The sequence below is a fragment of the Shewanella sp. BF02_Schw genome (assembly GCF_014596695.2).
Classification (GTDB): Bacteria; Pseudomonadota; Gammaproteobacteria; order Enterobacterales; family Shewanellaceae; genus Shewanella.
Window position 1 is genome coordinate 1,153,418 of sequence record NZ_JABKAW020000001.1, and the last position, 23,171, is coordinate 1,176,588.

The 23,171-nt window shown below is 41.1% G+C and carries 18 protein-coding genes; 9 read left to right on the forward strand and 9 right to left on the reverse strand.

Features of this window, described 5'->3' with window-relative positions; all coding sequences use genetic code 11:
• Positions 1-7: 7 nt before the first annotated feature.
• From HNW13_RS05200 to HNW13_RS05225, 6 genes are all read left to right on the forward strand, one after another.
• Positions 8-715: a succinate dehydrogenase iron-sulfur subunit gene (locus HNW13_RS05200; RefSeq protein ID WP_101086894.1), complete on the forward strand. Its 708-nt coding sequence runs from the start codon at positions 8-10 to the stop codon at positions 713-715.
• Between the two features lie 202 nt (positions 716-917).
• The gene (sucA, locus tag HNW13_RS05205; protein WP_101086895.1) at positions 918-3,740 is read left to right on the forward strand and encodes a 2-oxoglutarate dehydrogenase E1 component; all 2,823 of its coding nucleotides are present in this window, start codon (positions 918-920) and stop codon (positions 3,738-3,740) included.
• Between the two features lie 28 nt (positions 3,741-3,768).
• Entirely contained in the window at positions 3,769-4,965 is a 1,197-nt protein-coding gene (gene odhB, locus HNW13_RS05210) for a 2-oxoglutarate dehydrogenase complex dihydrolipoyllysine-residue succinyltransferase (protein ID WP_182743925.1), read from the forward strand.
• A gap of 76 nt (positions 4,966-5,041) precedes the next feature.
• Positions 5,042-6,208, forward strand: a complete 1,167-nt coding sequence (sucC, locus tag HNW13_RS05215; RefSeq protein ID WP_101086897.1) for an ADP-forming succinate--CoA ligase subunit beta — start codon at positions 5,042-5,044, stop codon at positions 6,206-6,208.
• Positions 6,208-7,080: a succinate--CoA ligase subunit alpha gene (gene sucD, locus HNW13_RS05220; protein ID WP_101086898.1), complete on the forward strand. Its 873-nt coding sequence runs from the start codon at positions 6,208-6,210 to the stop codon at positions 7,078-7,080. Before sucC ends, sucD begins: the two co-directional genes overlap by 1 nt.
• Positions 7,081-7,217: 137 nt before the next feature.
• Complete coding sequence (locus HNW13_RS05225) at positions 7,218-8,144, forward strand: AEC family transporter (protein WP_192115074.1); 927 nt, start codon at positions 7,218-7,220, stop codon at positions 8,142-8,144.
• 158 nt (positions 8,145-8,302) lie between these two features.
• Here the strand turns inward: HNW13_RS05225 and fur are convergent, their stop codons facing one another.
• Positions 8,303-8,734: a ferric iron uptake transcriptional regulator gene (gene fur, locus HNW13_RS05230; RefSeq protein ID WP_101086900.1), complete on the reverse strand. Its 432-nt coding sequence runs from the start codon at positions 8,732-8,734 to the stop codon at positions 8,303-8,305.
• A gap of 358 nt (positions 8,735-9,092) precedes the next feature.
• On the opposite strand from fur, the gene cobB reads away from it, so the two are divergent.
• Positions 9,093-9,815, forward strand: coding sequence for a Sir2 family NAD+-dependent deacetylase (gene cobB / locus HNW13_RS05235; protein WP_182743924.1), 723 nt, complete (start codon positions 9,093-9,095; stop codon positions 9,813-9,815).
• 31 nt (positions 9,816-9,846) lie between these two features.
• Complete coding sequence (locus HNW13_RS05240) at positions 9,847-10,293, forward strand: ATP-binding protein (RefSeq protein ID WP_162024356.1); 447 nt, start codon at positions 9,847-9,849, stop codon at positions 10,291-10,293.
• Between the two features lie 126 nt (positions 10,294-10,419).
• On the opposite strand, the gene HNW13_RS05245 is transcribed toward HNW13_RS05240, so the two are convergent.
• The 5 genes from HNW13_RS05245 to ggt form a co-directional block, all read right to left on the reverse strand.
• Positions 10,420-12,519 carry a bifunctional 2',3'-cyclic-nucleotide 2'-phosphodiesterase/3'-nucleotidase gene (locus HNW13_RS05245; protein WP_182743923.1) on the reverse strand — a complete coding sequence of 700 codons (2,100 nt, stop codon included), beginning with the start codon at positions 12,517-12,519 and terminating at the stop codon, positions 10,420-10,422.
• 591 nt (positions 12,520-13,110) lie between these two features.
• A complete protein-coding gene (locus HNW13_RS05250; protein ID WP_192115073.1) occupies positions 13,111-13,506 on the reverse strand; it encodes a phosphate ABC transporter substrate-binding protein in 396 nt (131 codons plus the stop codon).
• 11 nt (positions 13,507-13,517) lie between these two features.
• Entirely contained in the window at positions 13,518-14,741 is a 1,224-nt protein-coding gene (locus tag HNW13_RS05255) for a hypothetical protein (RefSeq protein ID WP_162023324.1), read from the reverse strand.
• 80 nt (positions 14,742-14,821) lie between these two features.
• The gene (locus tag HNW13_RS05260; RefSeq protein ID WP_192115072.1) at positions 14,822-16,438 is read right to left on the reverse strand and encodes a methyl-accepting chemotaxis protein; all 1,617 of its coding nucleotides are present in this window, start codon (positions 16,436-16,438) and stop codon (positions 14,822-14,824) included.
• Positions 16,439-16,895: 457 nt separating this feature from the next.
• Positions 16,896-18,614, reverse strand: coding sequence for a gamma-glutamyltransferase (gene ggt / locus HNW13_RS05265; RefSeq protein ID WP_243756220.1), 1,719 nt, complete (start codon positions 18,612-18,614; stop codon positions 16,896-16,898).
• A 145-nt stretch (positions 18,615-18,759) separates the two neighbouring features.
• Here ggt and HNW13_RS05270 point away from each other — a divergent pair, with 145 nt between their 5' ends.
• The gene (locus tag HNW13_RS05270) at positions 18,760-19,938 is read left to right on the forward strand and encodes a GNAT family N-acetyltransferase (protein WP_182743919.1); all 1,179 of its coding nucleotides are present in this window, start codon (positions 18,760-18,762) and stop codon (positions 19,936-19,938) included.
• Positions 19,939-19,979: 41 nt separating this feature from the next.
• Here the strand turns inward: HNW13_RS05270 and HNW13_RS05275 are convergent, their stop codons facing one another.
• From HNW13_RS05275 to HNW13_RS05285, 3 genes are all read right to left on the reverse strand, one after another.
• Complete coding sequence (locus HNW13_RS05275) at positions 19,980-20,597, reverse strand: LysE family translocator (RefSeq protein WP_011637783.1); 618 nt, start codon at positions 20,595-20,597, stop codon at positions 19,980-19,982.
• Between the two features lie 103 nt (positions 20,598-20,700).
• Entirely contained in the window at positions 20,701-21,741 is a 1,041-nt protein-coding gene (gene hppD, locus HNW13_RS05280) for a 4-hydroxyphenylpyruvate dioxygenase (RefSeq protein WP_192115071.1), read from the reverse strand.
• 70 nt (positions 21,742-21,811) lie between these two features.
• Entirely contained in the window at positions 21,812-22,972 is a 1,161-nt protein-coding gene (locus tag HNW13_RS05285; protein WP_192115070.1) for a homogentisate 1,2-dioxygenase, read from the reverse strand.
• Positions 22,973-23,171 lie beyond the last annotated feature (199 nt).

A 23,171-nucleotide genomic window follows, 5' to 3' on the forward strand; every position in this document is an offset into this window, starting at 1 on the left:
GCAAAAGATGAAATTAACATTTGCATTGTATCGTTATAATCCTGATGTAGATACCAAGCCTTACATGAAGGATTACACCCTAGAAGTGCCTGATGGTTCTGATATGATGGTGTTGGATGCGTTAATTAAGCTGAAAGAACAAGACTCAACGATTGCGTTTCGTCGCTCATGCCGTGAAGGCGTGTGTGGTTCTGACGGTGTTAACATGAATGGTAAAAATGGATTAGCGTGTATTACGCCAATATCTACCTTCAAAGGGAAGAAAATTGAAGTCCGTCCTTTACCAGGCATGCCAGTAGTTCGAGATTTGGTCGTTGACCTAACTCAGTTCTACAAGCAATACGAAAAAATTAAGCCTTATCTGATCAATGATGAAAAGGCGCCAGCTCGTGAACATATACAATCACCTGAAGAGCGTGCTCATTTAGATGGTTTATACGAATGTATTTTGTGTGCATGTTGTTCAACTTCGTGTCCATCTTTCTGGTGGAATCCGGATAAATTTATCGGTCCAGCCGGTTTATTGCATGCTTATCGTTTCTTGATTGACAGCCGCGACACGGCAACTGAGGAGCGTTTATCTGATCTAGATGATGCTTACAGTGTGTTCCGTTGTCATGGCATCATGAACTGTGTTGATGTTTGTCCTAAAGGATTAAACCCAACTAAAGCGATTGGTCATATCAAGTCGATGTTACTGAAGCGAGCTGTTTAATGCACGACGAAGAGCAAAATAGTCTGACTTATTAGCTCTGTTAAGAGTCATCTTCATTATTGGAGATGGCTCTTTTGCGTGTTTATGTAAGACCTCCTGCTACTATCTTGCAAAGATAGTTTCAGTCTACGTGTGATGTAACTTACGTTACTCACTGTTATGTTTATGGCTAGCACGTGTATCAAGTTTGAAAGGAATAACAATGCACCAAGGCATCATGAAAGCCTGGCTCGAGTCGTCACATTTAAGTGGTTCGAACTCGACCTACGTAGAAGAGATGTATGAAGCCTATCAAGAAGATCCGCAATCAGTGACCCCTGATTGGCAGCTTGTTTTTGATAATCTCCCTCCGGTTAACGGTGCCTCAGTAGAAGTACCCGAAACTGCTCACTCTAAAGTTCGTGACTATTTCCGCAGTTTAGCTCTACAAGGTCGTTTAAAAAACGCTACCAGCGTCGGCGATCCAGAGTTAGATGCGAAGCAAGTTAAGGTTCTGCAACTGATCAATGCTCACCGTTTCCGTGGCCATCAAAATGCCAATTTAGATCCATTAGGATTGTGGAAGCGCGAGGAAGTTCAGGAGTTAGATCCTGCTTATCACGGCTTAACCGTAGATGACATGCAGCGTCAGTTTAATACTGGTTCATTCGCCCTAGGTGGTGAGACCATGAAACTGGCTGATATTATTCACGCACTAAAGAGCACTTATTGTGGCTCGATTGGTGCTGAATACATGCATATTACTGATACCGATGAAAAGCGTTGGATCCAACAACGTCTTGAACCCACATTAGGTAAAGCCCAGTACGATAACAGCGTCAAAAAGCGTATTCTTGAAGGGTTGAATGCTGCAGAAGGTATCGAAAAATACCTTGGTGCTAAATTCCCTGGAGCTAAGCGATTCTCTTTAGAAGGTGGTGATTCGCTCGTTCCGATGATGCGTGAAATCATTTACCGTGCAGGCGAAGCGGGTACTAAAGAAATCGTGGTAGGTATGGCTCACCGTGGTCGTTTAAACTTGCTCATTAACGTGCTAGGTAAACGTCCTGCTGAACTTTTTGATGAGTTTGCGGGTAAGCATGCCGACACTCACGGTTCTGGCGATGTAAAATATCACCAAGGTTTCTCATCTGATTTTGAAACGCCAGGTGGAAACGTTCATTTAGCACTTGCCTTTAACCCATCTCACTTAGAGATCGTTAATCCAGTGGTTATTGGTTCTGTTCGTGCTCGTCAAGATCGTCGTGGTTGTAAAGACGGTCTGCAAGTCATGCCAATTACTATTCATGGTGATTCTGCTATAACTGGCCAAGGCATTGTGCAAGAGACGTTTAACATGTCTCAAACACGTGGTTTTACTGTTGGCGGTAGCATTCGAATAGTGGTCAATAACCAAGTTGGTTTTACCACATCTAATCAGGCTGACACACGTTCAACCGAATACTGTACTGACATCGCTAAGATGGTTCAGGCGCCAATTTTTCATGTTAATTCTGACGATCCTGAAGCGGTTGCGTTTATCTCTCAACTTGCAGTGGATTATCGTAATGAATTTAAACGTGATGTGGTTATTGATTTAGTGTGTTATCGCCGTCATGGCCATAACGAAGCTGACGAGCCTAGTGCTACACAGCCGCTGATGTACGCTAAAATCAAAAAGCACCCTACGCCACGTAAAATCTATGCAGATAAGTTAATCGCTGAAAATAGTATTCCAGCCGATGAAGTGACTGGTTTGATTAACCATTATCGTGATGCATTAGATGCTGGTGATTGTGTGGTTAAAGAATGGCGTCCTATGACGTTACATACTGTTGACTGGACGCCGTATCTTAATCGCGAATGGGATGAAGATTACGCGGGTGCTATGTCAATGGAACGTCTACAAAACTTAGCCAATAAGTTAGTTGATATTCCTGAAAACCATACGCTTCAATCTCGTGTTGCCAAAATTTGTGCTGACCGTACTGCGATGGCTAAAGGCGAAAAGTTATTAGACTGGGGCTTCGCTGAAACCTTGGCCTATGCTTCTATCCTTGAAGATAACAAGCGTGTGCGGATTACTGGTCAAGACTCTGGTCGTGGTACGTTCTTCCATCGTCATGCTGTATTGCATAGCCAAAAAGACGGCACTACCTATTTACCTTTGCGTAATGTGGCTGATGAACAAGGGCCAATTGATATTATTGACTCAGTATTATCTGAAGCATCTGTGTTGGCATTTGAATACGGTTACGCTACGGCAGAACCCGGTGGCTTGACCATTTGGGAAGCGCAGTTTGGTGATTTCGTCAACTGTGCCCAAGTCGTTATTGACCAATTCTTATCATCTGGTGAGCAAAAGTGGGGCCGTTTATGTGGTCTAACGATGCTATTACCTCATGGTTATGAAGGCCAAGGTCCTGAGCATTCAAGTGCGCGTCTAGAGCGCTTCTTGCAATTATGTGCTAACCACAACATGCAAGTGTGTGTGCCATCAACTCCGGCGCAGGTTTATCACATGTTGCGTCGCCAGGTTGTGCGTCCAATGCGTCGCCCGCTGGTAGTCATGTCACCTAAATCTTTGCTACGTCATCCATTAGCGGTGTCTACCTTAGAAGAGCTTGCTGAAGGGACTTTCCAAAATATTATTGGTGAGATTGATACCTTAGATGCAAGCCAAGTTGACCGCGTTGTATTCTGTAGCGGCAAGGTGTATTTCGAGTTACTTGAAAAACGTCGCAAAGAGAATGTTACCAACGTTGCCATTGTGCGTGTTGAGCAGCTATATCCGTTCCCTGACGTGGAATTGCGTGAGGCATTAGCAACATATCAACATGTTACTGATTTTGTTTGGTGTCAAGAAGAGCCACAAAACCAAGGTGCATGGTACTGTAGTCAGCATCATTTCTGGGCTAATATTCCTGCAGGCGCTCAACTAACTTATGCCGGTCGTGAAGCTTCTGCTGCACCAGCATGTGGTTATCCTGGGTTGCACGTACAGCAGCAAGAATCATTAGTAAATAGCGCATTAAAACTGTCGTAATAGATAATTTATATAAGGGAAGCTTTCCATGAGTATCGAAATTAAGGTACCCGTATTACCAGAATCTGTTGCTGATGCAACTATTGCTACTTGGCATGTTAAACCTGGTGAACAGGTGACACGCGATCAAAACTTAGTTGATATCGAGACTGACAAAGTTGTATTAGAAGTGGTTGCACCAGAAGACGGTTCAATCTCTGAATTGTTATTCCAAGAAGGTGACACCGTTTTAGGTGAGCAAGTGATTGCTAATTTCGTCGCTGGTGCAGTGTCTGGCCAAGAAGTGACTAAAGCTGAAGCATCAGCGCCTTCTACTAATGCAACGACTGAAGTCGCTACTGATGAATCTAACGATGCATTAAGTCCATCTGTTCGTCGTGTTATTGCTGAGCATAATCTTGATGCCAGTAAAATTAAAGGTTCTGGTGTTGGTGGACGTGTGACTAAGGATGATGTTGATGCATTCCTTAAGTCTGCTCCAGCTAAAGCCGCAGCGCCGGTAGCGCCTGTTGCAGTATTAGAAGGCCGTAGTGAGAAGCGTGTACCAATGTCACGTCTTCGTAAGACTATCGCTAAACGTCTTTTAGAAGCGAAAAATTCAACGGCAATGTTAACCACGTTTAACGAAGTGAACATGAAGCCAATCATGGATATTCGTAAACAGTACCAAGACATTTTCGAAAAACGTCATGGTATTCGTTTAGGCTTTATGTCTTTCTATATCAAAGCGGTGACTGAAGCGCTAAAACGTTTCCCTGAAGTTAACGCCTCTATCGATGGTGATGACATTGTTTATCACAACTATTTTGATATCAGCATTGCAGTATCGACTCCACGTGGCCTGGTGACACCAGTATTACGTGACACTGATACCATGAACCTAGCTGAGATTGAGAAAGCGGTACGTGAATTAGCCATTAAAGGCCGTGACGGAAAACTGTCTGTTGCAGACATGACTGGCGGTAACTTCACTGTGACAAACGGTGGTGTTTTCGGCTCGCTAATGTCTACACCCATTTTGAACCTACCACAAAGCGCAATCTTAGGCATGCATGCCATTAAAGATCGCCCAATGGCAGTCAATGGTCAGGTTGAAATCCTGCCTATGATGTACCTAGCACTCTCTTACGATCATCGTATTGTTGATGGTCGTGAGTCAGTTGGCTTCTTAGTCGCGATTAAAGACTTCCTAGAAGATCCAACTCGTCTGCTACTTGATCTATAAGTAGTTAGATAAAACCCTCGTCGCTGGCTCATATTGAGCCAGTTGGATTTGATTAGAAGTATATGGATAGATCATCATGAATTTGCATGAGTATCAGGCAAAATCTTTATTTGCCGAATATGGTTTACCAGTCTCTGAAGGCTTTGCATGTGATACCGCTCAAGAAGCAGTTGAAGCAGCTGGCCACATTGGCGGGAACCTATGGGTTGTTAAGTGTCAAGTACACGCTGGCGGCCGTGGTAAAGCAGGTGGCGTTAAAGTTACCGGAAGTAAAGACGAAATCAGAGCATTCGCTGAAAACTGGTTAGGTAAGAACTTAGTAACGTACCAGACTGACGCTAAAGGTCAGCCAGTTGCTAAAATTCTAGTTGAAAGCTGCACTGACATCGCCAATGAATTGTACTTAGGTGCAGTTGTTGACCGTAGCACACGTCGTGTAGTGTTCATGGCGTCGACTGAAGGTGGTGTTGATATTGAAACTGTGGCTGAACATACGCCAGAGCTTATTCACACAGCTATCATTGATCCGTTAACAGGTCCTCAGGCTTTCCAAGCTCGCGATCTTGGCTTCAAGTTAGGTTTAAACCCAACACAAATGAAGCAGTTTACTAAGATCTTTATGGGTCTAGCGAACATGTTTAACGACCATGATTTTGCGTTATTAGAAATCAATCCACTTGTTATCACCACTGAAGGCAACCTTCATTGTTTAGATGGCAAAATTGGTATTGATGGCAACGCATTATTCCGTCAGCCAAAAATCAAAGCGATGCACGATCCATCACAAGATGATGCTCGTGAAGCACATGCTGCAAAATTTGAATTAAACTATGTTGCTTTAGACGGTAATGTAGGTTGTATGGTTAACGGTGCCGGCCTAGCAATGGGTACAATGGACATCGTAAACCTACACGGTGGCAAGCCAGCTAACTTTTTAGACGTTGGCGGTGGAGCAACTAAAGAACGTGTTGCTGAAGCCTTTAAGATCATTCTTTCTGACAGCAATGTTAAAGCAGTATTGGTTAACATCTTCGGTGGTATCGTGCGTTGCGATATGATCGCTGAAGGTATTATCGGTGCGGTTAAAGAAGTTGGCGTTAAAGTGCCAGTTGTTGTTCGTCTTGAAGGTACTAACGCCGAATTAGGTCGTGAAGTATTGGCTAAGTCTGGTCTTGATATCATCGCGGCTACAAGTCTAACTGACGCGGCTGAGCAAGTTGTTAAAGCTGCGGAGGGCAAATAATGTCTGTTTTAATTAACAAAGATACCAAGGTGATCTGTCAAGGTTTCACTGGTGGTCAGGGTACTTTTCACTCTGAACAGGCGATTGCTTATGGCACGCAAATGGTTGGTGGTGTTTCTCCTGGAAAAGGTGGTCAAACTCACTTAGGTCTTCCAGTCTTTAACACAGTTAAAGATGCTGTAGCGGCAACAGGTGCAACTGCAACTGTTATCTACGTACCAGCACCTTTTTGTAAAGATGCTATCCTTGAAGCAATCGATGCTGGCCTTGAGTTAATCGTTTGTATCACTGAAGGCATCCCAACACTTGATATGCTGCAAGTGAAAGTGAAGCTTGAAGAAACTGGCACTCGCATGATTGGTCCTAACTGCCCAGGTGTTATCACGCCTGGTGAATGTAAGATTGGTATCATGCCTGGTCACATCCATTTACCTGGTAAAGTTGGTATTGTTTCACGCTCTGGTACATTAACGTACGAAGCAGTTAAGCAAACTACTGATGAAGGTTTCGGCCAATCTACTTGTGTAGGTATCGGTGGTGATCCAATTCCTGGTACTAACTTCATTGACGTATTGGAAATGTTCCAAAACGATCCACAGACTGAAGCGATTGTAATGATCGGTGAAATCGGTGGTAATGCAGAAGAAGAAGCTGCTGAATATATCAAAGCACACGTAACTAAGCCTGTTGTATCTTACATTGCTGGTGTTACTGCACCAGAAGGTAAGCGCATGGGCCATGCTGGCGCAATTATCGCTGGTGGTAAAGGTACTGCTGAAGATAAGTTTGCTGCTCTTGAAGCTGCAGGCGTTACGACTGTTCGCTCTTTAGCTGACATTGGTAAAGCACTACGTATTCGTACTGGCTGGTAATATTTACTCGGCTTGAAAAAGGCGCTTAGGCGCCTTTTTTATTGGTTTTTTTTACACTATTTTTCATACTGTTATATTTTTCATATTATTATAATAGACAATCAGTTGGCATTTAGTTCGGTATTTGTAAGGTAAGTATGGCCATCATCAGTATTATATTTCCGTTAATTTTTATGGTGGTATTAGGTTTTGTATTAACCCGAGTGGGTTTCTTTAATAAAGAACACATTGCCGGGATCAGCAAATTTACTTTTTATGTTAGTATTCCGGCATTTTTATTTATCAATATGCTGGCAGCACCATTAGCGCAAAGCATTGATCCATTTGCATTGCTGGCTTTTTATTTACCAGTGTTGTTAGTGTTTGCTATAGGTTACCGAATTAATCGACACTTTAGTCCAATAGCGATGCAGGGGTGTGATGCCAGTGCGGTATTCGCGTTGGGCGCCAGTTATTCCAATACGGTATTGGTAGGTTTACCCATTATTATCGCGGCATTAGGCCCAGCAATGATAGGGCAGGTATTTATGATCATTACTTTTCATAGCGCCACCCTGTTTGCACTGACATTTATCTTAGCGGCATGCGCGCAAGAGCAAGGCTTTTCGTGGCGTCGATTTACTCGCTCTATGCTACTCAATCCGGTGGTGATGAGCATTAGCTTGGGCATTTTAGCTAATGCGATAAGTATTAACTTGGGGGATCAGCTTAGTGCAGGGCTAGCATTACTCGCAAAACCGGCATTAGCCTGTGCATTATTTGTTCTAGGCGCTAATTTAAGTTTCTATCGGATTGGCGATCATTGGCGTTTAGCATTAGTGGCAAGCAGTTTGAAAATTATCTTGTTACCCGCATTAGTGTATGTGATGGCGCATTTTGTGTTTCAGTTAACATTACAAAATACGGCCATGTTAGTGTTACTTAGCGCCTCGCCATTAGGTGTTAATGCTTATTTAATTGCTACAGAGCTTAAACAGCATGAATCAACCTTGGGCAGCACAGTGGTATTATCGACCTTGCTATCTGTGCTGAGTTTCAGTCTATGGTTAACACTGTTAATTTAAGCGTATTTATTTAATAAGACTTTACAATGCCATCCGCACTTGTGTGCTATGCACGACTCCCGGTTTTATACTTTTCCCCAAAAAAGTGATGCAGATGATAAATTTCAACCAATAAAAAACCAGCAAATTTGCTGGTTTGTTTGTTGCTCACATACTGACTATTCGTCAGCGTGATCACAAGTATCATTGGTGCAATGGCCATAAAGGTACAAGCTATGGTGAGTCAGCTTGATGTTATGACGCATGGCGATTTCATCTTGGCGACGTTCAATTACGTCGTCAGTAAACTCAATCACTTTATCACAGGTTAAACACACTAAATGATCATGGTGTTGTTGAGTCGACATTTCAAACACCGCTTTACCACTTTCAAAATGATGACGATTTAGAATGCCCGCATCATCGAACTGGTTTAATACTCTGTATACAGTAGCGAGACCAATTTCCTCGCCTATTTCGAGTAACTTTTTATATAAGTCTTCTGCACTGATATGCTGGTTGTCTGGGGATTGCATCAGTTCTAGAATTTTAACTCGCGGCAGAGTTATTTTTAATCCGGCTTTTTTGAGTGCTTGATTTCCATCTGTCATTGCTAATCTCTTGATTGCAGAACCAATCGGTTCATCGGTGGATATTCTAATCATTATATGTCTTGAGTCTAAAAACATAAACCTCTTAAGCTGCTTTATCAACCTATATAGAGGATATTTAGTAAAACAGTCACTTAAGCTGATATTATTTGTTAAGGATCTCTCAATAAGCTTACTTATACTAAGGGATTATTGTACCTATTCGGATATCCGATATTATTATCAAATCTATAACATGAATTTTATGTGAATTTTTAGACCGTGTAGTGACAACATTTTGTAACCTGAGTACGTATTTTTGATATTGTATTAAAAGTCATTACATTTTATTTTACATCATCACAATAAAGGACAAACAATGTACCGGCAAATTGTAGTGCTGACCGGCGCAGGTATTTCAGCTGAGTCGGGTATGAGCACGTTTAGAGATCAGCATGGTTTATGGGAACAGCATCATATTGAAGATGTTGCCACTCCTGAAGGCTATGCAAGAGATATCGAGTTAGTGGAGCGTTTTTATAATAGCCGCTGGCAACAATTACACAGTGATGATGTCATTCCAAATGCAGCACATTTAGCACTCGCGAAACTTGAAACAGAATTTACGGGTGAATTGCTAGTGATAACCCAAAATGTTGATGATTTACACGAGCGGGCAGGGTCTAAACGATTACTGCATATGCACGGCGAATTAGCAAAAGGTCGATGCCCACAATCATTACAAACCTTTGTATTACGTGAACCTTTTGGTGCTGAAAACTGTTGCACTTGTTGTATCCCGGGAAAACGCTTGCGGCCACATATTGTGTGGTTTGGGGAAATGCCTTTTGGTATGGACAGAATCCACGACGCTTTAGACCACTGTGACTTATTTATTGCGATTGGCACATCTGGTACGGTTTATCCCGCGGCAGGCTTTGTCGATAGTGCGAATCACCACGGTGCTCAAACTGTGGAGGTTAACCTTGATCCTGCAGACCGTCATAGTCAGTTTCAATATCATTTTACCGGAAAAGCGGGTGATATTTTACCTAAGTTAGTTGACGATATTTTAGCAGGTAAGGTGGTTGGAAGTGAGTGAAACGTTAGTTGATAGAGCGGTAAATGACGTGATGCCGTCAAAGCTGGCGATTATAATGCGTGGTTTACCTGGCAGTGGTAAGTCTTATTGGGTTGAACAATTTATTATTTCTCAAGGCATTGAGCAGGCGATTCATATCCGACAGCATGGTCTATTCTCTACAGATCGCTATTTTTATCAACAGGGACAATATCGCTTTAATCCGCAAAAAATTGGCCAATATCATCAGGCTAATTTAACGGCTTTTATTCAGGCGTTGGCGCGAAATGAACCAATAGTTATTTGTGATAATACTAATATCGCCAAGTGGGAATTTATGGCTTATGACGCAGCAGCAAAAGCGTTAGGCTATCAAGTTAAAGTGGTATTAGTAGGGAATCCAGATGATGACCAACATCAACAGCTTTGTGCACAACGAAATCAACATCACGTTTCATTAGTGCATATTCAAAAAATGGCGCAGTTGTTTGAAGAGTAATAGTTTGCAAACTCATTGTTTAAATAATGGTGACTGTATTTAAGTTGTGTGGCCATATTTTAGGCCAGAACTATAAAAATAAAGAAGGCGCATAAAGCGCCTTCTTTGTATTGAGTCCGCTAATAATTATTTAGCAGCAACAGGTGTCGTTAGGTCGATGCTATAAATCGCAAAGCCTGCGACAACATCAGCTGTTGTAGGTAACTTCACCATTTTACGTTGTTGATTATCAGCAACAAACTTGTCAGCAACATCGCTATCTTGAGTTTCAAAACGAATGTCTAATGCAACAGTTGCATTATCAATAGTTTTAAAATCCCAGTTGTAATCAGCTGATGGATCGACCATAGCATCATATCCGCCAGTTGCATTTGGTTGTGATTGCTCAGTAATATAAGCTGATAATGCATCACGGTTGGTATCTGGCAGTTCTAGCACTACGTGGTCAGAACCGGTGCCCGCAAATGAACCACCAAATGCACGGTAGTTATTTGATGCCACTACAAATGACATAGCGGCTAAATCATCACCCGTAATAACCGTACCATCGGCAGCAGTGTAAGCTAAGTCAACAATACGGTTAGCACCGGCGTTAACAACTTCACAGCTACGGTCAAACTTAGTTGGTTGAGTTACATCAATTTTGTAAGTTAGGCCATCAATAACGTCGAAGTTATAGGTTGGGTGGCCTGCGCGATTAATTAAATTTTGTGGGGCACTGATGGTTGGATCAATTTGATTAAACTGGTTGGCAGAACATTCTAACCAATCTTTTAATTCCGCACCGGTGGCTTTAACTGCAACCATAGTATTTGGATAAAGGTATAAGTCAGCTGCGTTTTTATACGAAAGGTCGCCAGCATCAACTTGTACATATTGGCTTGCATCTCCTTCAGCATAACGTCCACCGGCTTTAAATGGTGCCGAAGCTGACAAGATTGGCAAATCTTTTAAATCATCAGTAATTAATGTTTTAACACGCGCTATTTGAGCATTAGATACAATCTGAACCGTTGGATCATCTTGAACTAACGTTAAGAAGCTGTACATGTTAGCGGCAGCAACCCCAATAGGTTGGCTAACATATTCGATAGTACCATTATGTTCAATTTCAATTGCATCACGTAAGCTCGCTTCACCTTCAACCAATGCTACTTTATTAGCATTGTCGTAAATTGGGCGTGCTTTAGCCGTTGATTCTTCATGAATTACGGTCCATTTCCCTTCTACTTGGCGTACAACTAAGTCAACCACACCTAAGTTATCACCCCAACGACCAGGCATTACAGCTGGAATGCCGTTTAATAGCCCTTTTTCTACGTCAGTGTTCGGTAAATCGCTATAGCTTGCGGCTGGGAAAACTGAGTGGCTGTGGCCAAAGAATATAGCATCAATACCATCAACATTGGTGAGTGCATAAGTGGCGTTTTCTGCCCATGGATCGCCAGGGTTTTCACTTGAACCAATACCAGAATGCGGAATGGCTAAAATAATATCAGCACCTTCAGCTTTCATTTGCGGAATAAACTTATTAGCCGCTTGAACAATGCCTAAGACTTCAACTTTACCGTCTAAGTTAGCTTTATCCCATTGTAAAACCTGTGGTGGTACAAAACCGATATAACCGATTTTGATTGTGTGTTCATTACCGTCAACATCGATAACAACTTTGTCTTTAATGATATACGGTGTGAACATGTTTTCATTAAATAGCACATCACCCCAGCAACCATCTTTATCAGCACAAATTACGTTCGAGTTAATGTAGGGGAAATTTGCACCCGATATTGATTGCTCAAGAAATGTTAAGCCATAATTAAATTCATGGTTACCAATATTACCTACTTCATAATCTAGTGTATTCATTGCTTTGTACACTGGGTGTGTGTCGGTTAACATGTTGCTGTCAGTTTTGAATTTATTGGCAATGTAATCTCCCATAGGGCTACCTTGCAATAAATCACCGTTATCTAATAAAACTGAGTTAGTGACTTCGGCGCGTGCTGCATTGATTAAACTTGCTGTACGTACCAGACCAATGGTCTTATCATCTTTCCCTGAGTAATAGTTGTAATCCATCATATTGGTATGAAGATCAGTCGTTTCCATTACACGTAACTTGATATCTGCAGTAACAGTACTTGTTTGATCGTCATTATCAGAGCCGCAACCGCCGAGTCCCAGTGCACCAGCGATAACAACGGCAAGAAGTGTTTTATTTAACATAATTTACTCTCTATATTTATTTGACCCCGAGGCGTATTTTTTGTTTTTGCCTCTTACGTAGTGTTAACGTTCCTTAACTATTTTGATAATAAAATGAAAACACCGCGCTGATTATAAGCATAAGATATGAATAAATTGTGATACAAGGCTAAATAAAATCTATTCGTGAGTGAGATTGCGCAATTAATCATCATCAGAAATGATAACAGGCTACGCAATGTTAATGTTACGGTGTCAATGTTAATAAGTGGTGTTATTTTTCTTCGGCAAAAATGTGGCGAAATAACGCAACGAATAATTGAGTATTTTATATTCGCCAGAATTTACGTAATATTGAATTGTTAAATTTAACTCGATAAGCTATTAAGGATAGAGTGCGATATATTGCTTTTGCTCGTCATCATCTAATTCGACGTTATAAATGATGGTTATAAACCAAACAAGTTTTGGTGCTGATTTTTTATTAGGTTAGTCATAAAAAAACCGAGCAATAAATATCATTACTCGGTTTATATTTCATCTTCCAATTAACTAAGATCGGTGATTATGTGCTCACGTTTTTATGGTGAGTTAATCACAGTAGTAATCAATCTATGGCTTCAGTATGATTTTTACTGTGGCATCAACGTCTGCTTCATCAATGTAGCCAATGGCATTTGGATTGCTTGCAATTGCTGATTTCATCGCACTTGCACCAGAAACCGCAGGAGGTGGAGTACCTTTACCTGTGAAGACTTGCTTAGACCAAAATGCTTTCAGTTGAGCATCTGACTTACCGGTAACAGCTTGATGAAACTCACTGCGAATAGGATTACCTTCTTCTAATTCGTAAACGACGACTGAAGAATCACCTTTTCCTAAAAAAGCTTTTTTTACATCATTAATTGAAATATCTGCAGCAGCAGGATTGCCAATAATCACTACAGCAGCATTAGCTGAGGTAACGGCAGTTAAACTTAGTGCTAAAATTGTTAATAATTTTTTCATTATCATACCCCTTAAAATACTGCGTCGAATTTAACGGTGTAAATCAAGGTGTCATCGTAAGTGAATTTACCTGTTGACGTGTCCAAGTTGTTGCCTAAGAATCCACCTGAAGTGTCACCAAAATCATCGGCGTAGGTGACATCAAATTTAATCGCAACGTTATCAATTGCATCCCATCGCAAACCAATACTGTAAGCCATACGTTCAGCATTAAAGGCGACCATCTGAATTGCAGCCGCTGTAGATAAAGGTAGACGCTCATCATTATCTTGAGTTTTCGTATAAGCAACAGTAGCGTAAGGCGTAAATTCCTTAATACGATAGCCTAATGTTAAGTAACCAGAATCAATATCAGGGTAAGCGTTATCAATTTCTGAACGAGTCCATTCTGTTATCGCAATGACTTCACCATTGTCGTAACTTGCACCCACTCCGACGAAAGAACCTTTATCATCATCAAGTTCTAATACCGTATAGTTCGCTTGGGTGTTCACTCCAGGCGCTAATGTTACGTCAACTTCATTAACAATAGGTCCGTCTAGTTGTGCTTGAGCGTATACGGCACGTAAAGTCCATATTTCGTCAGTCCAGCTCAGGTTAGCACCCATAAGGTTACTGAGTTCAACCGCTGAATTTTTAACATCTGACTCACCACCAAAGGCTTGCATTGTTAAGGTTGAGTCATCATATTCAACATCGTATGACACGCCAGCGCCTGTGTAAGACGAAAACGGAATAGCGCCGTATACTTCTTGTGGTGGACGAGCAAATGGCTGTGCGTAGCCAACATCTAAGTAATCAGAGTACATGAATAAAGGGACTCGCAGTTTACCACCACGAATCTTGACGCCGTTTTCAAAGCGATGAGATAAATAGGCCCATTCTGCTTCAACTTCCCAGTCGTATTTACCGCGCATCATTAACTGTAATACTGCTTGAGTATTGTCAGAAATGTTAAAGGTACCTTGTAGCCCTAATTTACTGTCTTCGTTAAAATCAGCACTTGAATCTGCATTATTATAACCAGCATCATTGTCAGAGCTGATATAGGCTCCACTAATAAAGCCGTTAAATTTTACTTTGTCAGTTAGGCTAGCATTTTGTTGTTTTTGCAGCGTTTGAACTTGCTGCTCTAACTTAGCTATTTTTGCATCAGCAGCTTCATCTGCTGTTGCTAGGTTAGGTATCATTGCCATTGATATTGCAACAGATAATACTTTTAAATTAAACTGCATGGTGTTACTCCTTGATCATCACTCAATATGCCTTTAGGGCTTATATTTTTGGTTTTCTGCTACTGCATTTACAATCAATCTCACACCTTAAATTGGTTAGTAATTGATTGTAGTCTTTCACTTATATTTTGAATATCAACACTGATCCCTCCCATATCAGCCGTCGTTACCCTGACTTTCTGTGAACCGGCTTCCATTTCAGCTACATATTGCTGAATCAACACCGAAGTTGTATGTTGTTCTTCGGTGGCAGCCGCAATTTGGTCATTAACCTCTGATATTGCACTCACTTTACCTGTGATACGTTGTAAGGCTTCACCGGCTAAAGAGGTTGATTTAACCCCTATTGCTGCAGTGTTAATACCACGAGCCATCGCGTCAACGGCTTGTTTAGACGTGGAGCGTAATTCTTGTAGCACTTGTTGGATTTCTTGGGTCGAGGTTTGTGTTCTAGAGGCCAATGTTCTGACTTCATCTGCAACTACCGCAAACCCGCGCCCATGTTCACCAGCACGCGCGGCTTCAATCGCAGCGTTAAGTGCTAGTAAATTAGTCTGATCTGCAATACTTCTTATCGTGTCTAATATGTCATTAACATTATGGGTATATGCGTCCAATTGATTAACGACAACCGCAGTTTGCTGTACTTCTTCAGCCAAGGTATTAATGGTAATAACAGCATCGTTAACAATAACAACGCCTTGTTTTGCCTCAGTGTTGGCATTCTCAGCATCAAGCGCTGCGCTTGATGCGTATTCAGCAATATGAGTGACACTGACAAACATTTCTTTCATGGCTTGTGAAATCTGCTCAATGGATTCATTTTGTTGCTGTACATTGAGTTCACTGTATTGACTACCACTGAGTAACGTTGCTGCAACTTCGGTTAAATTTTCAGTGGTATTCTTTGTATCGGCAATAGACGATTGAAGTTTAGACACAAATTGATTAAACCAATAAACAAGCTGTGCTATTTCATCTTTGCCTGCATACTGAATCCGTGATCGTAGATCGCCTTCACCTTGGGATATGTTACGAAGTGACTGGGTTACATTGTCGATAGTACTAATAATTGATTTATTAACTAAGACTCCTACTACAATCATGACGACTGTAGCCGCAATACCAATGAGCATTAGACTATTTTCTGCACGTTCAGTACTGGCTATGGTTAATTGGATCCGTTGCTCAAACTCTGTTGAATAATCTTTCTTCTTGGCCGCAAATTGTTTAACTAAAGTTTGATATCGCTTGGCATTATCTGTCGCTTGAGTTTGAATTTTACTAAAGTCAACATCATCCTTTATAAACTCGGCAGCAAGGCTTCTAGCATTTTCATGATAAAGGGTAATGTCACGAATCAATTGTTCTGTATTTATTTCTTCAGTTGGAAGTAAAATGGCTAACTCATTTAAATTATCCGTAATTTGCTTCACCATCGTTTTAGCTATGTCTAAGCTGTCTTCTTCGCCTGTGGTTATTGCTGACTGAATAGTTTGATCTAATTGCAGTAACAACCCTTGATTTATGGTTGCTAGATTAAGTGCGGGATAAAGTTGGTTTTGAAGTCCGTTTAACCGTTGTGCATTGTTTTCACCAGTTTGATTGTTAATAATTAAAGAAATCACAAACGACAAAATGGCGACAACAGTAAGTAGGGTAATTCTGTGCTTAATTTTTAAATTTGTCAGCAGCATATAACCTTATGTAATCAATTTATTTAACATGGTTACAATAATATCACTTTAAATAATGGGATAAAATCACTAACAAAAGCTAAAGCTTAATAAACAATCACATTGCGATGTTAGTATTGTTCAACTCGTTGGAAATACAATATTGATTTTGTTTTAATATAATAAAATATTATTCACCCCTGAATGAGGTGTTCATTTAACATTATGATTATAAACAAGTTTGATAGCCGATGAATATGTTATTTTTTGTGAGTTAATATAGTTTATGTTTGATTTAACATATTTTAATTGTGAACCATCAAGATGAACTTTTTATGTATTCGAAATGATTTCGAATTAGGTAAGTACCGCTAGCGTGAGAACGATATTGTTAATGATTTTTGTTACTTTATTATCAATGATAGCGGCTTTAGATTATGTAAAGCCGCTATTGCTTTAAGGGTAATGGTTAATGGTATTAATAGCCGATGGCGGCAGAACCCGCGCGTCTTGGATCTGAAGCGCCAAAAAGACCTTGCTCTGTCATCATTATCGATTGAGTACTGCCAATCGACTCTTGCACTTTCACTTTGTGACCTTTGGCTTCAAGTAATGAAATAGTATCGCGATTCAATGTATGTTCCACCCAAATAAAATCAGGTAACCATTGGTGATGCATACGTGCAGCAGCAGTTGCTTCGGCAATGTTTAAGTTATGATCAATCACATTCATGATCATTTGCAGCGTAATATTAATAATCCGCGAGCCACCAGGGCTGCCGGTAACAATGAAAGGTTTGCCATCTTTCATTACCATGGTTGGACTCATGGAGCTAAGAGGGCGCTTATTTCCTTGCACTGCATTTGCTTCCCCACCAATTAAGCCATAACCATTAGGGGTACCTGGTTTAACCGAAAAGTCATCCATTTCATTGTTTAATAAAATCCCAGTACCTTTAGCGACTAAGCCTGAACCATAACTGAAGTTAAGGGTATAGGTGTTAGCAACAGCATTGCCCCATTTATCGATAACCGAGAAGTGGGTAGTTTGATCGCTCTCATATGGTGCTAGTTTCCCCGGCTTAATTTCGCTGCTAGGGGTGGTTTTATTGATGGCGATTTTACTGGCAATCTCTTTTGCGTATTGTTTGCTAGTCAATTGTTTTACAGGCACAGTAACAAAATCTGGGTCGCCTAAATACTCACTACGATCAGCATAGGCATATTTCATGGTTTCGGCCATAAGATGCAAAGTGTTTGCGCTATTGTGGCCTAATTTATCAATGGGGAATTGCTCGAGTACATTGAGCATTTCGATAATATGAATACCCCCTGAAGATGGCGGCGGCATAGATACCACTTCGTAGCCTCGATAATTACCTCGAACCGGTTCGCGCTCAACAACTTTGTAGTTAGCTAAATCAGTTAAACTCATTACCCCGCCAGCATTTTGGACCGCAGAGACAATTTTTTCAGCCGTTTCACCTTGATAAAACCCTTTACTACCTTTCTGGGCAATCAACGATAAAGACTGTGCTAACTCAGGTTGTTTGAGCAATTCATTGACTTGATAATTACTGCCGTCGGCATGGTAGAAAATTGCTGCTGAACTTGGCCATTGGGTAATACGAGATTTAAGGCCCGCTAATGAGTTTGATAGATCTGAAGTAACAACTATACCGTCTTTGGCGAGCTTAATCGCAGGCTTGATCACTTGCGCCATTTTCATGGTGCCATATTGTTTTAAGGCCAGTTCCATCCCCATAACGGTTCCAGGTACGCCCACAGCTAGTCCATGCTCACGACTGAGTTTGTCAACTGCATTGCCTTGTTCATCAAGGAAGATATCTTTGTGCGCTTTAGCTGGGGCTGTTTCACGGTAATCGATAGCAATGGTTTTATTTTGCTCGGCTAAATGCACTAGCATAAAACCACCACCACCAATATTACCCGCGCGAGGTAAGGTTACTGCAAGTGCATATGCCACTGCTACGGCCGCATCGACCGCGTTGCCACCTTGTTTTAAAATATCAACACCAATTTGGCTAGCTATGGCTTCTTGGCTTGAAACCATGCCATGCTTAGCATAGATTGGCTGAGCCGTTGCCATTTCACTGAAGATTGAAGCTTCATTTGCTTGGCTGTCAGCAATATGAAGCGCAGGATAACAAAGTGTGAGTGTTAATGCGGTGCTCAAAAAAAGCGGTGTTAATTTAGGGAATCGTGTCACGATCAATCCTTGGTGTGTATTGAGAAGATACTGTGATAGAACATGCCACATGATAGCAATAATTGGTATGAGTTTTAGCGGTTGAGTGTTAATTATTATAGGGTAGGTGTGGGTGGAACAAACACAAACGCGAGTTTATCAATATAAATTTGTTAATAGTATTAGCAATATAGATTCTTCAGTATGGAATATCTTTTTTGGATCATCTCATCCTTTTACCCGGCATGAATATTTATCCGCTCTGGAAATGAGTCGCTGTGTTAGTGCTGAAACGGGTTGGACGCCGATGCACCTTATGGTGATGGATGGCGATAATATTATTGCATTGATGCCCTTGTACCTTAAAAGTCATTCTTGGGGGGAATATGTGTTTGATTGGGCATGGGCAGAAGCTTATGAGCGTCACAATATAGGCTATTACCCTAAGCTTGTGGGCAGTATACCTTTTACTCCTACAACTGGGCGACGTATTGGTATTGACCCAAGGTTACCAAAACACGATCAACAGCCCTTGATTGACGGTATTCAAACCTATCTGTCACAAACTGTCATTAAACAGGGTTGGTCATCTTGGCATTGTTTATTTACCAATACCGAGCAACATCTACAGTTTGCACAAGCAGGGGTAATGGAGCGTGTTGGTTGTCAGTTTCATTGGCACAACCAAAATTATGCTGATTTTAATGACTTTCTGAGTACATTAACGTCACGTAAACGCAAAAACATCACTAAAGAACGAATCTCTGCAAGGCAACAGCTACAATTCCGATTTATCGATGGCGATAAGGCGAGTGCAGAGCAATGGCAGGATTTTGTGCGTTGTTATCAAAATACTTATTTAAAGCGTTCTGGTCATAAAGGGTACTTGTCGGCAGCATTCTTTGAGCAGATAGCAGCAACAATGGGCTCAATGATCCGATTATTATTGATTGAAAATAGTGACGCACAATTAGTGGCATCAGCATTATATTTTGTGTCAGACACGCATTTATATGGTCGTTATTGGGGGGCGTTAACAGAATGCGACTATGTCCATTTTGAAGCATGTTATTACCAAGGCATTGAGTACGCTATCGCTAATCAATTATTAGTTTTTGATGCAGGAGCACAAGGCGAACATAAAGTGGCTCGAGGTTTTCGTCCTGTGAAAACCACCTCAAGCCATTTTGTTGCTCATGAAGGTTTTAATGATGCCATCGGTGCTTTTTGTCAACAAGAGCAAGCTCATATCGACATTTATATACAGCAAATGTGCGAACAACTGCCGTATAAATCGATTGAAAATACATAAAATAGTATGAGGTTAATTACTCATCAAATGTGCTTTCTGGGTTAGCCTAGCGCTAGCCAAATACCAACCAGTATCATTAAACTTCCGGCGATACGATTCATCCAGCGGATATTATCGCCTCGACTTAAAAATAATCGTAAACTCTTACCGCCGCTGGCATAAGCCAGCATCGACACACTTTCGGTGACCATTATAATACCAAGCAAAACGGCGAGTTGTGGCCCAACGGCATTATCTACATTAATAAACGGCGGTAATAGCGAAATCATAAAAGCCCAACCTTTAGGGTTGGCAATCGCGGTAATAAATCCTTGGCTGATTAAGCTCATGCGACTGGCTTTAACTTCAATACCAGTGATGATGGCCATTTTGCCTTTAGCACGCCACATATTAATGCCAATGTAGCCAAGGTAAGCGCCACCCACCCACTTAAGAATATCGAACACCTGTGGGTAATTTAGCATGATGCTAGCAACCCCAAGTACTGCTGCAATGGCGACCAACGCCACGCCCACTAATTCACCTAACATCATCCATAAGGTTCTGCGTACACCAATACTCATGCCGAGTGTCATGGCTAAAGTCATGCACATACCGGGGGTGATAGACACAAAAAAGAACGTTGGAATAAACACAGCGAGTACGGCGTAATCTGGCATTAGAAAGGTCTTTGATTAGAATGTAGATGGCAGAGTGTAAAGGCCTAAAATGATAAAAACCAGCAATTTGCTGGTTTTTATGTATCACTTAGTGTCTATAAAATTACAGCACGCCGCGTTTCATTTGATCGCGTTCAATCGATTCAAACAACGCGGTAAAGTTACCTTCGCCAAAGCCAAGGTTATTTTTACGTTGAATGATTTCAATGAAGATAGGCCCAAAAAGATTTTTGGTGAAAATTTGCAATAAATAACCGTCATCATCGCCATCAACCAAAATCTGGTGATGCTTGATACGGTCGTGATCTTCGGTCACTTGTGGCAACTTCTCGAAAATGGTGTCGTAATATTCAGGAATAATATCCAGTGTTTTGATTGAGGTGCCTTCCATAGCATCGAGAGAGGCCACAATGTCACGACTTCTGAATGCCAGATGTTGAACACCTGGGCCATTGTATTCACCTAAGTATTCATCAATCTGATTTTTGTTATTGCCTTTACCTTCGTTAATCGGGATACAGAAACTGCCGTCTGGAGAGCGTAGCGCATAAGATACCAAAGCAGTTTGAGCGCCGCTGATGTCGAAATAACGTACTTCGGTAAAACCAAAGATGTCTTTATAAAAGTTAGCCCATTTTTCCATGGTGCCTTTGTAGACATTATTGGTTAAATGGTCGACTTCCATAAAGCCTTTCTCAGGCGTTACGATAGGCTGTTCTAAATCGACAAAGTCAGTTTGATAAATATTGTTTTGTTCACCAAAAGTGTCAATAAAATAAATCAGACTGTCGCCGATACCGTAAATAGCTGGGTAGGGCATGTCTTTATTGGCATCATCGGCTGGTTTTGCACCACGGGCAACGGCTTCTGTAAATGCAAACTGTGCATCTTCTACACGCCAACCCATTGAACAAATAGCCGGACCATGAGATTTGGCGAATTCTGCAGAAAACCCTGCACGGCCTTTATTCAATAGAAAGTTAATGTCATTTTGTTTGTAGTAAACAATGTCATTATTTTTGGCTTTTTTTAACATCGAAAAACCAAAATCAATGAATACTTGGTGCATGTATTCTGTATCTGGGCTAGCAAATTCGGTGAATTCAATGCCTAAAAGGCCCAGTGGATTTAGTTCGCTTGCCATTTTGTTTTCCTTTATTTTATGTCAACACGCAATCACTCTTTGGTGACTTGGGTTAGCTATAAATGTGGTCTTAGTTTTCTAACCAAGAGCGGTTGTAATCATCACTCATGCAATTTTTGACATGAGCGGTTAAATTCAGTGGGGCGAAGGTATCAACCATCACCGCATATTCGTATGTTTCGGTTTTGCCGATAGAGGCTTCTGTGCGACCAGGTTGAGGCCCATGCGGCACACCTTTTTGGTGTAACGTCATATAGCCCGCTTCAATGCCTGTACGGCTCATAAAGTCACCATCGACGTAATACAAGACTTCATCGCTGTCGATGTTGTTGTGGTAATAAGGTGCTGGTATCGATTTCGGATGAAAATCGTATGGGCGTGGCACAAAGTTACAAATGACAAAATTGTGTGCAGTAAACACTAAATGCTCAGACGGTGGTAAATGAATCTTGCCAACTTTTGGTGCATATTCACTGATGTTAAATGCCCAAGGATAAACGCAACCATCCCAGCCTACTAAGTCAAATGGATGCCATTGCAGTGTCATTTTTTGATAGCGATCACCAAATTTACACATTAACGGAAACTCACCTTTTTCAACCACGGCATCAGCCAAGGTTGGCGTACGAATGTCTCGTTCACAGTAAGGTGCAGATTCAAGCATTTGGCCGTATTCGTTTCTGAAATGCTTTGGCACTTCGACCATTGAGGATGATTCAATAACAAACAAGCGTACATTTTGATAATCGTTAAATTTAAGTTGGTACGTCGTCCCGCGTGGAATAATTAAGTAATCCCATTTATTGGTTTCAATGACACCGTATTCACTCAATAATTGGCCTTCACCCTCGTGAATAAACACCACTTCGTCAGCATAGGCATTTCGATAAAACTCATTGGTGTCTTCAGTCACTTTCGCGGTGTACATGGCGACATCATTATTGAAAAATATTTTATTTCGGGCGCTAAAAAAGTTGCCTTGGCAGTCGGCTTGGCGCGAGTCTAATTTATAATTTTGAATTAACGAGTCTTGCCATTGTTCACCATGAGATAACGAATAAGGTTGAACGTCTATCGCTTTGGTTGGCATATTGTGATGATATTTATTGGAGTAGATATTCGAAAAGCCATGGGTTGAAAATAATTCTTCACGGTACAACTCGCCATTGTCTTTTTCGAAGGCAATGTGACGTTTGGTCGGGATCTGACCTTGTTTAACATAGAATGGCATCTGATTGTCCTATGGTGAATCGACTGCGAGTGTCGTGGCGTTTATGTTATTTGTTGTTATGGCCTAATCGCATTGGGCAAACCAATATGTGATCTAACTTACAATTTAGTGGTAAAGATCAACAAAAAAAAGAATAATAAATAACTCAACACAATCTATTTTTTAGATTGTTATGTTAACTTTACATTTGTGTATGGAT